This window comes from Mesorhizobium sp. B2-3-14 (assembly GCF_006442175.1).
Classification (GTDB): Bacteria; Pseudomonadota; Alphaproteobacteria; order Rhizobiales; family Rhizobiaceae; genus Mesorhizobium; species Mesorhizobium australicum.
In genome coordinates this window covers 663,989-677,835 of the sequence record NZ_VFVP01000002.1, presented here as the reverse complement: position 1 = coordinate 677,835, position 13,847 = coordinate 663,989, and the positions used below count along the sequence as shown (strand labels likewise).

13 protein-coding genes are annotated in these 13,847 nt (G+C 62.7%); 6 read left to right on the top strand and 7 right to left on the bottom strand.

Going from position 1 to position 13,847, the window contains the following annotated elements:
- Positions 1–48: 48 nt before the first annotated feature.
- Complete coding sequence (gene urtA, locus FJ950_RS07900; RefSeq protein WP_140616296.1) at positions 49–1,359, bottom strand: urea ABC transporter substrate-binding protein; 1,311 nt, start codon at positions 1,357–1,359, stop codon at positions 49–51.
- Between the two features lie 314 nt (positions 1,360–1,673).
- Between urtA and FJ950_RS07895 the strand changes: the two genes are divergently transcribed.
- On the top strand, positions 1,674–2,081 hold the full coding sequence (locus tag FJ950_RS07895; RefSeq protein WP_015317696.1) for a hypothetical protein: 408 nt from the start codon (positions 1,674–1,676) through the stop codon (positions 2,079–2,081).
- 156 nt (positions 2,082–2,237) lie between these two features.
- Here FJ950_RS07895 and FJ950_RS07890 read toward each other — a convergent pair whose 3' ends face one another.
- The 3 genes from FJ950_RS07890 to FJ950_RS07880 form a co-directional block, all read right to left on the bottom strand.
- Positions 2,238–3,809 (bottom strand): GMC family oxidoreductase, encoded by a 1,572-nt coding sequence (locus FJ950_RS07890; protein ID WP_140616294.1) that lies wholly within the window; start codon positions 3,807–3,809, stop codon positions 2,238–2,240.
- Between the two features lie 46 nt (positions 3,810–3,855).
- The gene (locus tag FJ950_RS07885; protein WP_015317694.1) at positions 3,856–4,386 is read right to left on the bottom strand and encodes a hypothetical protein; all 531 of its coding nucleotides are present in this window, start codon (positions 4,384–4,386) and stop codon (positions 3,856–3,858) included.
- 77 nt (positions 4,387–4,463) lie between these two features.
- A complete protein-coding gene (locus FJ950_RS07880; protein ID WP_015317693.1) occupies positions 4,464–4,859 on the bottom strand; it encodes a VOC family protein in 396 nt (131 codons plus the stop codon).
- Positions 4,860–5,105: 246 nt separating this feature from the next.
- Here FJ950_RS07880 and FJ950_RS07875 point away from each other — a divergent pair, with 246 nt between their 5' ends.
- Positions 5,106–5,405, top strand: a complete 300-nt coding sequence (locus tag FJ950_RS07875) for a ribbon-helix-helix domain-containing protein (protein ID WP_015317692.1) — start codon at positions 5,106–5,108, stop codon at positions 5,403–5,405.
- On the opposite strand, the gene FJ950_RS07870 is transcribed toward FJ950_RS07875, so the two are convergent.
- Both FJ950_RS07870 and FJ950_RS07865 read right to left on the bottom strand, forming a co-directional pair.
- Positions 5,402–6,115, bottom strand: a complete 714-nt coding sequence (locus FJ950_RS07870; protein ID WP_140616292.1) for a DeoD-type purine-nucleoside phosphorylase — start codon at positions 6,113–6,115, stop codon at positions 5,402–5,404. The two genes, FJ950_RS07875 and FJ950_RS07870, sit on opposite strands and share 4 nt — an antisense overlap.
- 86 nt (positions 6,116–6,201) lie before the next feature.
- Entirely contained in the window at positions 6,202–8,778 is a 2,577-nt protein-coding gene (locus tag FJ950_RS07865) for an ATP-binding protein (RefSeq protein WP_140616513.1), read from the bottom strand.
- Positions 8,779–9,106: 328 nt separating this feature from the next.
- On the opposite strand from FJ950_RS07865, the gene FJ950_RS07860 reads away from it, so the two are divergent.
- Positions 9,107–9,859 carry a flagellar biosynthetic protein FliO gene (locus FJ950_RS07860; protein ID WP_140616290.1) on the top strand — a complete coding sequence of 251 codons (753 nt, stop codon included), beginning with the start codon at positions 9,107–9,109 and terminating at the stop codon, positions 9,857–9,859.
- A 147-nt stretch (positions 9,860–10,006) separates the two neighbouring features.
- On the opposite strand, the gene dksA is transcribed toward FJ950_RS07860, so the two are convergent.
- The gene (dksA, locus tag FJ950_RS07855; protein WP_015317688.1) at positions 10,007–10,423 is read right to left on the bottom strand and encodes an RNA polymerase-binding protein DksA; all 417 of its coding nucleotides are present in this window, start codon (positions 10,421–10,423) and stop codon (positions 10,007–10,009) included.
- 275 nt (positions 10,424–10,698) lie between these two features.
- On the opposite strand from dksA, the gene FJ950_RS07850 reads away from it, so the two are divergent.
- From FJ950_RS07850 to FJ950_RS07840, 3 genes are all read left to right on the top strand, one after another.
- The gene (locus FJ950_RS07850; RefSeq protein WP_140616288.1) at positions 10,699–11,202 is read left to right on the top strand and encodes a histidine phosphatase family protein; all 504 of its coding nucleotides are present in this window, start codon (positions 10,699–10,701) and stop codon (positions 11,200–11,202) included.
- A gap of 76 nt (positions 11,203–11,278) precedes the next feature.
- A complete protein-coding gene (locus FJ950_RS07845; protein WP_140616286.1) occupies positions 11,279–12,757 on the top strand; it encodes a YcjX family protein in 1,479 nt (492 codons plus the stop codon).
- Positions 12,754–13,839, top strand: a complete 1,086-nt coding sequence (locus tag FJ950_RS07840) for a TIGR01620 family protein (RefSeq protein WP_140616284.1) — start codon at positions 12,754–12,756, stop codon at positions 13,837–13,839. Before FJ950_RS07845 ends, FJ950_RS07840 begins: the two co-directional genes overlap by 4 nt.
- The last annotated feature ends 8 nt before the right edge of the window (positions 13,840–13,847 follow it).

The window sequence follows — 13,847 nt, the reverse complement described above, 5'->3', positions numbered from 1 at the left end:
GGACGCGTGCGGTCTTGGGCTTGGCATGAAGGCCCAGCCCGGGGAGGATCAGTTTGTGCCCTTGCCGCCGCACTTGCCGGTGGCAACGTTGAAGTTGCCGCACGACAGCGGCTTGCGCCAATCGGAGATCAAATCCTTGGAGTCCGGCAGGTAGTCGGACCATTCGTCGCCCATCACAAGGCCGGGCGTGCGCGAAACCGTTTCGAACTGGCCGTCGGCCTGGATTTCGCCGATCAGCACCGGCTTGGTGATGTGATGGTTCGGCATCATCGTCGAGTAGCCGCCGGTCAGGTTTGGCACAGAAACGCCGATCATGGCGTCGATGACCTTGTCCGGATCGGTGGTGCCGGCCTTCTCAACCGCCTTCACCCACATGTTGAAGCCGATATAATGAGCTTCCATCGGGTCGTTTGTGGTGCGCTTGTCGCTCTTGATGAACTTGTGCCAGTCGGCGATGAACTTCTTGTTCTCGGGCGTATCGACGCTCTCGAAATAGTTCCAGGCGGCGAGATGGCCGACCAGCGGCGCGGTGTCGAGACCGGCCAGCTCTTCCTCGCCGACCGAGAAGGCCATGACCGGGATGTCCTCGGCCTTGATGCCCTGGTTGCCGAGTTCCTTGTAGAACGGCACGTTGGCATCGCCATTGACGGTCGAGACGACGGCGGTCTTCTTGCCGGCCGAGCCGAATTTCTTGATCGCCGAGACTTCGGTCTGCCAGTCGGAGAAGCCGAACGGCGTATAGTTGACCATGATGTCTTCGGCCGCGACGCCCTTGGCCTTCAGATAGGCTTCGAGGATCTTGTTGGTGGTGCGCGGATAGACGTAGTCTGTGCCTTCGAGCACCCAGCGCTTCACCGAACCGCCATCCTCGCTCATCAGGTAATCGACGGCCGGAATGGCCTGCTGGTTCGGCGCGGCACCCGTGTAGAAGACATTGCGCTCGCTTTCCTCGCCCTCATACTGGACCGGATAGAACAGGATATTGTCGAGTTCGGAAAACACCGGCAGCACCGACTTGCGCGACACCGAGGTCCAGCAGCCGAACACCGCGGCGACCTTGTCCTTCGAGATCAGCTCACGCGCCTTTTCGGCGAACAGCGGCCAGTTGGAAGCCGGATCGACGACGACCGCTTCGAGCTTCTTGCCGAGCAGGCCGCCCTTGGCGTTCTGCTCGTCGATGAGCATCAGCATGGCGTCCTTCAGCGTCGTCTCCGAAATCGCCATCGTGCCCGACAGCGAATGAAGAATGCCGACCTTGATCGTATCATCGGCGGCCCTGGCCGGAGCAGACATCACCAGGCCGGCGGCAACTACGCTCGCCGAGAACATTTTTGCTATTATCGAGAAATTACCCCTCATGCGGAAGACTCCCAAGCTGGTTTGATTGCACCGCGACTATGCAAAGCAACCCCCGTGCCAACCGCTGAAGGCATGCGGAAAAGCGCAAAATAGATACATGTTATCAGTGCGTTGCTATATTAGATTGAACGAAACAAAGAGAGCCGGTTAAAAATTGATTGAGGGAAATTTGCGCAATGCACAAGGCATATGCCTAAGTTTTGCCCATTTTCTTTAGATGCCTATATTTTGATCTCGAAGGCAGATCGCCGACGGCAAATGTTGCGGCGCGGCGCAAAAATAGGGCAAGCTTGGTCGTTCAAGCGGACGGCATCATGACATCAGCCATTTCACGCATATTCATCGGCATAGTGGCTCTGGCGGCGGCAACCGGAGCGGCCCGAGCCGACTTCAGCGACGGCAGGATGCCCGACGGCATCTATCACTGCGAGGCCTACCTGCTCGGCATGTTCCTCAACCTCGGCGACATCACCATCAAGGGAAACGTCTACAACGGCCCGGTCACGTTCGGGACCGCGCAGCAGGGCTACAACTACCAGATGGATGCAAACGGCGTGATCTCCTGGTTGGGACCAGTTGGCGGTTACACCACTGGCGGCAACTCGCTCTCGCTCACCCAGGCAACGCTGGACGGCCAGAGTCCGCCCTCCTTCGACATCATCATGAAGCAGCCCGACGGCGCCTTCACCGCCACGACCTGCACCAGGGGAAGCAATCAATAGATCTTCCCTGGCAATGACACCGCCTCGGTCTGCAACCCTGCCCGTCTTCTCATCTCATCTGGATGTTGCCGAAGGACCGCCAGCCGGTCGGCGCCTGAGGCCATGAAAAAAAGGCGCGGAACTGGTCAAGTTCCGCGCCAGCAGGCAGTCGGGAGGTCAGATGGTTTTCGCCGACATCTGCGCGGCGATATAGTCGGCCTGGCGGATCGCCAGCGACACGATGGTCAGGGTCGGGTTTTCGGCCGCACCCGTCGTGAACTGGCTGCCGTCCGACACGAACAGGTTCTTGATGTCGTGTGCCTGGCCATGCTTGTTGACGACGCCGTCGGCGGCCTTCTCGCTCATCCGGTTGGTGCCGAGATTGTGCGTCGAGGGATAGGGTGGCGTCGGGAAGGTGCGTGTGGCGCCGACCGCATCGTAAAGCGCGGTGGCCTGCTTGTAGGCATGATTGCGCATCGCCGTGTCGTTGGCATGGTCGTCGAAATGCACATCGGCGATCGGCATGCCGTGCTCGTCCTTCTCGTCGCCATGCAGCGTGATGCGGTTCTCCTCGCGCGGCATGTCCTCACCGACGATCCACAGGCCGGCCATGTGGTCGTAGTGGTCGAGCGCGGTGGTGAAGGAACGCCCCCAGCCGCCAGGGTTCAGGAAGGCAGCCATGAAGGGCAGGCCGAGCGACAGCGTCTCGAACTCGTAACCGCCGACAAAACCGCGTGACGGATCATGGCGCGCCTCATCACGGATGACGCCGGCCATGGTGGTGCCGCGATACATGTGCACTGGCTTGTCGAAGATGGCATAGACCGATCCCGTGGTATGCCGCATGTAGTTCTTGCCCACCTGCCCCGACGAGTTGGCAAGGCCGTGCGGGAACTTGGCTGATTCGGAATTGAGCAGCAGGCGCGGGCTCTCGATCGAATTGCCGGCGACCGCCACGATGCGGGCCTTCTGCTCCTGCAGCTTGCCGTCCTTGTCGGCATAGACGACGCCGGTGACCTTTCCAGAGGCGTCATGGTTGATCTTGATCGCCATGGCGTTCGGCCGGACCTCGAGGTGGCCCGTCGCCTCGCCCTTCGGGATTTCGGTATAGAGCGTCGACCATTTGGCGCCCCATTTGCAGCCCTGGAAGCAGAAGCCGGTCTGCTGGCAGGAATTGCGGTCGTCGCGCTCCACCGAGTTGATCGCCATGTTGCCGGTATGGCATTCCTTGTAGCCGAGCTTGTCGGCGCCGGCCTTCAGCACCTTGAAATTGTTGTTGCCCGGCAGGCGCGGCCAGCCATTGGTGCCGGTGACGCCCATCTTGGCTTCCGCCTTGGCGTAATAGGGCTCCATCTCGGCCAGCGTCACCGGCCAATCCAAAAGGTTGGCGCCTTCCAGCTTGCCGTAGGTCGACAGCGTCTTGAACTCATGCTCCTGGAAGCGCAGCGATGCGCCCGCCCAGTGCGTGGTCGAGCCGCCGACCGACTTGACGATCCAGGCCGGAAGGTTGGGAAAATCCTTGGCCACGCGCCAATCGCCCGATGTGGTGCGCTTGTCCGTCCAGGCGAGCTGAGCGAACGAATCCCACTCGTCGTTGATGAAGTCCTCATATTCGTGGCGGGCACCGGCCTCGAGGATGACGACATCGATGCCCTTCTGCGCCAGTTCGTTGCCGAGCGTGCCGCCGCCGGCGCCGGAGCCGATGATGACGACCACGCCCTCGTTTTTCAGATCAAATGCTGCTGCCATGGTTTCCTCCCATGAAATCAATTGAATGCGGTTGAGGCGAAGCGGGTCAGAGCCACTCGATGTCGCTGAATCCCCGCGCGATGTAGCCGCCCTTGGAATAGGATTCGCCCTCGTAGCCGAAGATCGGCCAGACCTCCTTCTGGTTGTAGAGGCTGACGACAAGACCGCCGCGAACCGCCTGGAAGAAGGCCGTACCCTCAATGTCCCTGAGCAGCGCGACCCGCTGCTCCTCCCAGCCGAGCCCGCGATAACCGCCCTCGCCGGCTCTCTTGTCGAGATCGGCGATCCCGTTTTCGATAAGCTCCTTGTGAGCCTTGTCCTTGGCGGCCATCTCGTCATGGCCCTTGACCGCCACGGCGTAATATTTGTCAGGGACCTGGTCATGTGGGTAGATATCGCGCGCCAGCTGGATCAGCGTCGCCATTGTCTCGGGCTTCAGAGCCGAGGTTTCCAGCCCCCAGGCATGTTGCGGACTGATGACGGCGCTGCCGGAAATGACGAGCAGCGCGCCGACGCCGCCGCGTTTGAGAAGTTCGCGCCGTGAGAGCCCGGGCTTCCCCTCGTGGATCGTGACCATGTTTTCCTCCCTGCTTGCTGTTCGCACTCGAAGAGTGCCGTTGCTGGCGCCGCGCCGGTCCGCGCGGCCGGTTGTCCCTATTGGAAGCGCCCTCCGCGCTGCAGGACCTCGACCTTGTAGCCGTCGGGATCCTCGATGAAGAAGAAGCGGGCGATGAGCGAACCGTCGCGGCTGAATTCGACAATCTTCTTCGGATTGAGGCCGAGAGCGCCGAGCCGATCATGTTCGCTGTCGAGATCGGCGACCGAGACCGCGAGGTGACCGTAGCCATCGCCCAGCGCATAGGGCTCCGCGCGCCCCTTGTTGACGGTCAACTCAACCTCGAAAGGCGCATCGGCATTGCTGAGGTAGACCAGCGTGAAGGTCTCGAAGTCCAGTCGTTGGGCGACCTCAAGGCCGAATGCCCGGGTGTAGAAATCGATGGAGCGGGCTTCGTCGAGAACCCGGATCATGGTGTGGATTGCCTTCGCCAAATCAGACTCCGCAGCTTCGTGCTTTCGAAGATGATTATGCGCGCCGGGGAAGAAAGGTGGTGGCAGCCGACTACCACGCATGGGGTTGGAAAAACGGATATGCCCATCCCAAGGACGTAAGTCTGCCAAGGACGAAAGTCTGATTGCCGTTGACGACCTTCCGGTCGATGATGAAACCGCAGGCAGTGTTCAAAAGGCGCCGACCGCCCCGTCGGCGCCCAAGACCAACAAAAACGGGAGGTAACGATGTGCAGAGTCTTTGCCGCACAGGATCCGGAAGGCTATCGTCAGATCAACCGGTCGATCCGCATTGACGGACATTCGACGAGCATCCAGCTCGAGGTCACGTTCTGGGCCTTGCTCGACGAAATCGCCGAAAGCCAGAACCTGACGACGCCGAAATTCATCTCGAAGCTCTACGACGAGGCCATCGAGATCAACGGCGAGATCCCTAATTTCGCGTCGATGCTGCGCACCACTTGCGCACTCTATCTACGCGGCCACCGACCATCCATGGAGGAGGTGTTGAAGCGAGAGGCCGCCTAGCGCCCTTCCGTGGCGACTTCGAGCGCGAGCCGGCTCATGTCGGTGAAAAGCGCCTGGCGTTCGGAATAGTCGGTCTGTTCGCCGGTAAGCAGATTGTCGACGACGGTCAGCAGCGACAACGCCCTCGCGCCGAAATGGGCCGATATGCGATAGAGAGCGCTGGTTTCCATGTCTACCGCCAGCGCCCCGAGCGCCCTTGCGTCGGCATAACGGGCACGCGCTTCAGGATGGTAGAATATATCGGTGCAGGCTGTCAGGCCGGCGTGGTGGTCGATGCCAAGTGCGGCTGCCTTGCTCAATGCGCTAGCCAGCAGCGCCGGATCCGGGCCAACATCGGCTACGTAAAGGCCAAAAACTCGACCGCTCTCGGTATTTTCAGGCCGTGCCGATTGCGAGATCACAAGGCTGCGCAGCTTTGCCTCGGCGCTCAGGCTGCCGCAGGTACCGGTGCGGATCAGTGTTCGGACGCCATAAAAGTCAAGCAGTTCATGGGCGTAGATCAGGAAGGATGAAACGCCGATGCCCGTCGCCTGAATGCTGACAGGCTTGCCGCGAAACAAGCCGGTAAAGCCGAGAGCGCCGCGTCGGCGATTGACGCAGCGCGATGCCTCCAGGAATGTCTGCGCCATCCACTCCGCGCGCTGCGGGTCGCCCGGCAACAAAACCGTGTCGGCGTAATCGCCCTTGCCTGCCTCGATGTGTGCCGTCAACAGCCGCTCCCCCAAGCCCGCCTGCTGTATTTTCAACAATCATGGCGTTGTTACGGCGTTGTGCAAGAGCGCGGCATTGGAAGCACCTAGGATTCAAGGACATCCTTGACGATCGTGGCCAGTTGCTTGAGCGAGAACGGCTTTGGCAGGAAGCCGAAATGCGCCTCCGCCGGCAGGTTCCTGGCGAAAGCGTCCTCGGCATAGCCGGAGACGAAAACGAACTTGATGTCCGGCTGGCGTTTGCGCAACTCACCGAGCAGGGTCGGCCCGTCCATTTCCGGCATCACCACGTCGGAAACGACGATGTCGACCTTGCCGCCCAGCGCTTCGAACACTTCCAGCGCCTCGACGCCCGAGGATGCCTCGTGAACGGTATAGCCGCGCGAGGTCAGTGCCCGCATGCCGCCCATGCGCACGGCATCCTCATCCTCGACCAGCAGGACCGTCGCCGACCCGGACAGATCCTTGGTGCTATCGGCCAGTTTGACTGCCGCTGCCGCCGGCGCTTCACCGGCTTCGGCTGCCGTTTTCGCTTCCACGATGTGACGCGGCAGGAAGATGCGGAAGGTGGACCCCTTGCCGACTTCGGAATCGCAGAAAATGAAACCGCCGGTCTGCTTGATGATGCCGTAGACCATGGACAGGCCAAGGCCCGTGCCCTTGCCGACCTCCTTGGTGGTGAAGAACGGCTCGAAGATCTTCTTCAGCACGTCGGGCGCGATGCCTGAACCCGTATCCTCGACTTCGACCACCACATAGTCGGCGGCCGCGAGTTCGCGATAGGGAAAGCTCTTGCATTCCTCGGCGGTCACGTTGCGGGTGCGCACGGTGAGATCGCCGCCCGCCGGCATCGCGTCGCGCGCGTTGACCGCCAGGTTGACCACCACTTGCTCGAACTGCCCGATATCGACCTTGACCGGCCACAGGTCGCGGCCGTGATCGACCTTGAGCTTGATGTCGTTGCCGACCAGCCGGGCAAGCAGCATCCTGAGATCGGCGAGCACGTCGGTGAGGTTCAGCACTTCCGGCCGCAGCGTCTGCTTGCGCGAGAAGGCCAGCAACTGCCTGACCAGGGAGGCCGCGCGATTGGCGTTCTGCTTGATGTTCATGATGTCGGGGAAGGACGGATCCGATGGCCGGTGATTGGTCAAAAGCAGGTCGGACGCCATGATGATGGCGGTCAGCACATTGTTGAAGTCGTGCGCGATGCCACCGGCGAGCTGGCCGACGGCCTGCATCTTCTGGCTTTGCGCCATCTGCCCTTCGAGCGCCTTCTGCTCGGTCGTCTCGACGGCGTAGACGATGGCCGCTTCCTCGGCTCCTTCGCCGCCGGTGCCATCGGCCACGGCGTTGACGTAGAAACGGATATGCCGCTCATCATTGCCGGGCAGCACGGTCTCGATCGGATCGATGTCGGCCTGCCGCTGCCGGGCTTTCTCGAAAGCCGCGGCAAAGGCCGGCCGGTCGCGGTCATGGATCACCGTGTCGAGCCGCACGCGGCGATCCACGGCATCGCGGTCGACGACCGAGGAAAACAGCGACAGGAACGGTGCGTTGGTGCGCAGGATGCGCCCGCTGGCATCGACACCGGCAATCGCCATCGGCGTCGAATTGAAGAAGCGGGTGAAGCGCACTTCCGAGGCGCGCAGGTCGGCCGAGGCATCCTCGCCCTGTGTGCGGTTGAGCACGATGGTGCGGGTTGGCCCGCCGACGCCCTCACGGCTGGCCGAAACGCGATGCATGAAGCGCACCGGCAGCGCCTCGCCGGTCATCGTCGTCAAGTCGAGATCGATGACCGCATTGCGCGTCGTCCCGGGGTCCGCCTTGACGGAGCGCACCAGCGCCATGCCGTCGCCGGCAACAATATCGGGCAAGGCGACGGCGCCGGGGGTGAAGCTGGCGAGATCGATGCCCAGCCATCCGGCGAGCGTGGCGTTGATGTAGGTGACGCGGCCGTCCTGGTCGGCCGAAAAGAAGCCGGCCGGCGCGTGGTCGAGGTGGTCGATTGCCTTCTGCAGATCGAGGAAGAAACGCTCCTGCTCGGCCCGCTCTTGCGAAATGTCGGCGAGCTGCCAGGCCAGCATCGGCAGCCGCTGGCCCGGGACGCTGAACGCGCGGGCGCGTGCCCGGTACCAGCGCGCGCCCGGTTCGGCGCCGGGCCGGATCGATTGCGCGAGCCGGAACTCGCCGTCGCCCGGCTGCCCGTCACGCAAGCCGGACGCCAGCCGGTAAATGGTCACCGAGGCTTCGGGGACATCGGAGAGCAATCCTTCGACCGTCTTCAGGTCAGCGGCCGATGAGGCGCCGGTCATATCGGCATAGGCGCGGTTGGCGTAGACGACGCGACCCTTGGTGTCCGTGACCAGCAGGCCCTGCGACATCGAATCGACGAAGGCCTTGGACAGTTCGTCGCCCGTGGAGCGCGGTGTGATCTGCACGAAGCCGATCGCGGTCGCGAACAGGAAGCCGACACCGATCATCGCCAGTACGCCGAGCATGCCGAGCAGGAACGGATCGCCGAGGCGCTCGCGGAAAAGGCCGAAGACGATTGCGGCGCCCGTCAGGACGACGATGAAGATGATAAGCCGGGTGACCGCGCCCGGTCGCGTATTCTGGTCGACGATCGGTGCCGGATAGAAATCGCCGCGCGCTTCCTTGGCCATATGCCCCCTGCTCATGAAATCCGATGTTCCGACACCCGCCCCCAATGCATGTCGCCCAAAAATGACTTCGGTTTTGGGAAAACGACATGCATGAAAAACACGGACCTGAAACGCGCCGCATGAATCCGTTTCAGCGCGACGCGCTTTAGCCGGTTGAATCACATTCTCCTGGTCTGGAAAAGGCCCGGGCGGCAAATGTCGGATAAAAATGCTGTCGGCTGGCCTTCCCTGTGTTTCAAGCTGTTCACGATGCGTGAAAGGCAACTTGCGGTAGCCAGTCGCAACGGTCTAGTGTCGCGTCACTTTCCAAACCGTTCGGGGGAAACCAATGCAGTGGCTGGATAGCGTGGCGGGTCCCGGTTATGCGGCGGCACTCCTGTGGACCTTCGCGGCGCTGATCCTGCTGGTCATCGTTCTCGTCATCGTCAGGCTCGTGCGCAACCTGACCTTCGGCACGTTTGTCGCCGGCGGGCGCAACCGCAAGACGCGGCTCGCCGTCATGGACGCAACCGCCGTCGACAGCCATCGCCGACTGGTGCTGGTGCGACGCGACGACATCGAACATCTGCTTCTGATCGGCGGCCCGACCGACGTCGTTGTCGAACGCGACATCCGCCTCGCCGCGCCGCGCCGTCCGGCGTTGACTGGAGATGGCGGCCTGCAGCCTGTCCCGGCGGCCGCCGCCCCGGCTGCGAAGCCGCGGTCGCCGCAGCCCGCTCCCGTGCCTCCCAGACAAGCACCCGCTCCGCAGCCGGTGGCCATGGCACAGCCTGCCCGCCAGCGTCCGGCGGCGCCACCACCGGCTCCGGCGCCCGCACCGAAACCAGCGGCGCAAACCTATCAATCGACCAATGTCACGCCGCTGCCTGCCTATGGCTCCGCCAACGCCAATGCCGCCAGGCACACGCCACCACCGCCGACGCAGGACAGCATCGACGACACGCTGATGAAAGAACTCGAGGTTTCGCTCGACCAGCCCCGCTCCGGCGGCCCGGTGGGCAAACCGGCAGCCAAGGCGCCGCCCTCGCTCGACGATGAAATGACCAGGCTGTTGGGCGAACTTTCAAGCCAAAAGAGATGAACTGCGCCTGGGTCAAGAGATGAACTGTCGCCTGCCAGTGACTAGGCTGGCCGGCGTTCAAGCGTGTTCAATCTATTGAAGGTGGCGCGCATCGAACAGAAATGGCCGGATAACCGGCCATTTGGAAATCAATGCAAAGGCGGTCTATCAGTCGTCGCGATAGACTTTTTCACGGCGCTCATGCCGTTCTTGCGCTTCGATCGACAAGGTGGCGATCGGGCGCGCGTCGAGCCGCTTCAAGGCGATCGGCTCACCGGTTTCTTCGCAATAGCCGTAAGTGCCTTCATCGATGCGCTGCAGCGCCGAATCGATCTTTGAGATGAGTTTCCGCTGACGGTCGCGGGCCCTGAGCTCGATGGCGCGGTCGGTTTCCGAAGAGGCGCGGTCGGCGAGGTCGGGATGGTTGGCGTTTTCCTGCTGCAGGATTTCGAGGGTTTCGCGCGCCTCGCGCAAGATGTCATTTTTCCAGGTGACGAGCTTCTGGCGGAAGTAGGATTTCTGCCGTTCGTTCATGAACGGCTCGTCTTCGGAGGGTACGTAATCGGCGGTAACGATGTCGTTCATTCGACTCACCCAACAGCCCCAAATTTGGCGCCTATATATTCGCCACCAGACGCCTGCACAAGCGCAATCAGCCACCGACTCACGCAATTGTTAAAGTGCGTCTCCAGCCTTCTCCGGAGCGGCATAAATCTCTTTTGATGGCGAAAGTACGACTGTCCTCGCCCATCGCCCTGCAAGTAATTCGCCGCGCTGAAGCACGCGTACCATTGTGCGTGCGGCTTTTCTCGTGGCTAATCGCGGCAGGACTTCAGCTCTCGGGCACCGTTGGAGGTTGGGTGAGCAGGCTTTATCTGTTGCGACACGCCAAGGCCGGTTGGGCCTTGCCGGGCATGCGTGATTTCGATCGTCCGTTGGACGCATCCGGCCGCGCCGATGCCGAAAAAATGGGGACCGCGATGCGTTCCCGCTCCTATGTGCCGGACCTGACGCTGTGCTCCAACGCCAAACGCGCCAGGGAAACGCTCGAGGGTCTGGCCGGCCAGACCGACACAGGCAAGGTGCTGTTTTTCGATGCGCTCTACAGCGAGGACGCGGCCTGCTATCTCCGCCTCGTCCGGGATCATGGCGGGCCCGGTTCATTGCTGGTCATAGGGCACAACCCGATGACGGAGGATCTCGCCATGGCGGTTTCGGGCGATGGCGGCGAGGCGGAGCGGGCAATGCTCAATCACGGCTTTCCAACCTCGGGCCTTGCGGTCGTCCGTTTCCCCGGCGATCTGGCGAAAGCGACCCAGGGAGCGGGCTATCTCGAAGCGTTCCTGACACCGGCCGATCCCTGATGCCGATTTCCAGCGCCATTTCAAAGCCGGGTTCCAGCGCCTATATCGGGCGGACGCAAGCCCGAGAGATCATATTTTGGCATCATCGCTGACCACCTTCACCGACGAGGCAAGAATTGCCCTCGACACATTGTCGGGACGTGCCACCGGACTTTTTTCTCCATCGCTGCGTCTGGGTGTCACGGGTCTCTCCCGCGCCGGCAAGACCGTCTTCATCTCGGCCTTCGTCCACAATCTGATCCACGGTGGACGTCTGCCGCTGTTCGAGGCGCAGAAATCGGGGCGTATCGCGCGCGCCTTCCTCGAACAGCAGCCCGATGACGCCGTGCCGCGTTTTCAATACGAGGACCACATCGCCGCTTTGGTCAACGATCGCGTCTGGCCGGACTCGACCCGCGCCATTTCGGAACTGCGGCTGACGATCGAATATGAATCGGCTTCCGGCTGGAACCGCATGTTCTCGTCGGGCAAGCTGTCGGTCGACATCGTTGACTACCCCGGCGAATGGCTGCTCGACCTGCCGCTGCTCGGCAAATCCTTCGCTGATTTTTCGCGCGAAGCCCTCGAAATGGCCACGCTGCCGGTGCGCGAGGATCTTTCGCTGGCCTGGCGAGCGATCTCGGCGGAAATCGACCCGAATGCCGACGCCGAGGAAATGACGGCGCGCCGGCTGGCTGAAAGCTTCGCCGCCTATCTCAAGGCATGCAAGCTCGACGAACGGGCGCTTTCGACCTTGCCGCCCGGCCGTTTCCTGATGCCCGGCGATCTCGAAGGCTCGCCCGCGCTGACTTTCGCGCCGCTGGCCGGCCTGGGCGACAGGCGCGCGCGCAACGGCTCGTTGCACGCCATGATGGAACGGCGCTACGAGGCCTACAAGACGCATGTCGTCAAACCGTTCTTCCGCGAGCACATCACGCGCCTGGACCGCCAGATCGTGCTCATCGACGCCATGCAGGCGCTGAACGCCGGGCCTGGTGCCATGGCCGACCTGGAGCGCGCCGTCACCGAGATCCTCAGCTGTTTTCGCCCCGGCCGGGGCAGCTTCATAACCGACCTTTTCTCCCGGCGTATCGACCGCATCCTGGTCGCGGCGACCAAGGCCGATCATCTGCACCACGAAAGCCATGACCGGTTGCAGGCGATCGTGCGGCGCCTTGCCGACCGCGCCGTGGCGCGGGCGAATTTCACCGGCGCCGATGTCGACGTCGTCGCCATGGCGGCGGTGCGCGCCACCCGCGAAGGCACCGTCAAACAGGGCCGCGAAACATTGCCTGTTATCATCGGCACGCCGATCGCCGGCGAGAAGATCGATGGTGAAACATTCGACGGAAAGACGGAAACAGCTATATTTCCTGGTGATTTACCGGAGAACATTGATGCTGTTTTCGATCTTTCGGGGCCGGATCGCAGGCAGGACTCCACGGACCCGGCAATCCGCTTCGTCCGGTTCCGTCCGCCGAAACTCGAACGCACGGCCGAAGGTGTCACGCTGTCGCTGCCCCATATCAGGCTCGACCGCGCCTTGCAGTTCCTGATCGGAGACCATCTGGCATGACCGCGCCCCGCAAACCGGCGGCATTCCGCATCGAGCCGGAAGCCGCGCCGAAACAAGACGCGCCACAGGCCCGCCAGGCCGAACCGTCGCGCAGACCGCGCTCCATGAAGGCCGATGTGGCGCTGGTCATCCCGGCGGATATCGACGTTTTCGACGAACCGGACGTTATTGCCGCCGAGCCGCCGCCATCGGTCGCCCCCAGAAGGCGCTCGGTTCTCGGCAGCATCTTCTTCGGCGCATTCGGCGTGCTGGTTTCGCTGGCTGTCGGCCTGTGGACCGACCAGTTGATACGCGATCTCTTTGCCCGCGCCGAATGGCTGGGCTGGCTGGCCGCCGGGATGGCGGCGATTGCGCTGCTGGCGCTGCTGGTAATCCTGATTCGCGAGTTCCTGGCCATCGCCCGCCTCGCCGAGGTCGAAAAGCTGCAGAAGCGCGCGCTCGATGCCATCGCGCGCGACGATCCGAAGGCGGCACGCGCGGTGGTCGACGAGTTGTCGGCCTTTGTCGCGGCCAAACCCGAGACCGCTGCCGGCCGGCGCGCGCTGGCTGAATTGCGCGGCGAGATTATCGACGGCGCCAATCTGGTGCGCCTGGCGGAGGCGGAAATCCTCGGCCCCCTTGATGTCAGGGCCAAGGTGATGATTCTCGAGGCCGCGAAGCGGGTCTCGCTGGTGACGGCGGTGAGCCCGCGCGCGCTGGTCGATGTCGCTTATGTCGTGTTCGAGGCCGGGCGCCTCATCCGCCGGCTGTCGGAACTCTATGGCGGACGGCCCGGAACGCTGGGTTTCTTTCGCCTGGCGCGCAGCGTACTGGCGCATCTGGCTGTCACCGGTTCGATCGCCATCGGCGACAGTTTCGTCCAGCAGATCGTCGGCCACGGCCTGGCGGCCCGCCTCTCGGCAAAGCTGGGCGAAGGCGTCGTCAACGGCATGATGACGGCGCGCATCGGTATCGCCGCGATGGAGACGGCGCGCCCCCTGCCCTTCAGCGCCGCCAGGCGCCCGGGACTGGGCGATTTCCTCGCAGCATTGACTTCGTTCGCAGCCAAGAAAGACGCCGAAACAGCCGGCTCCGGCAAATAGCGTCCAGC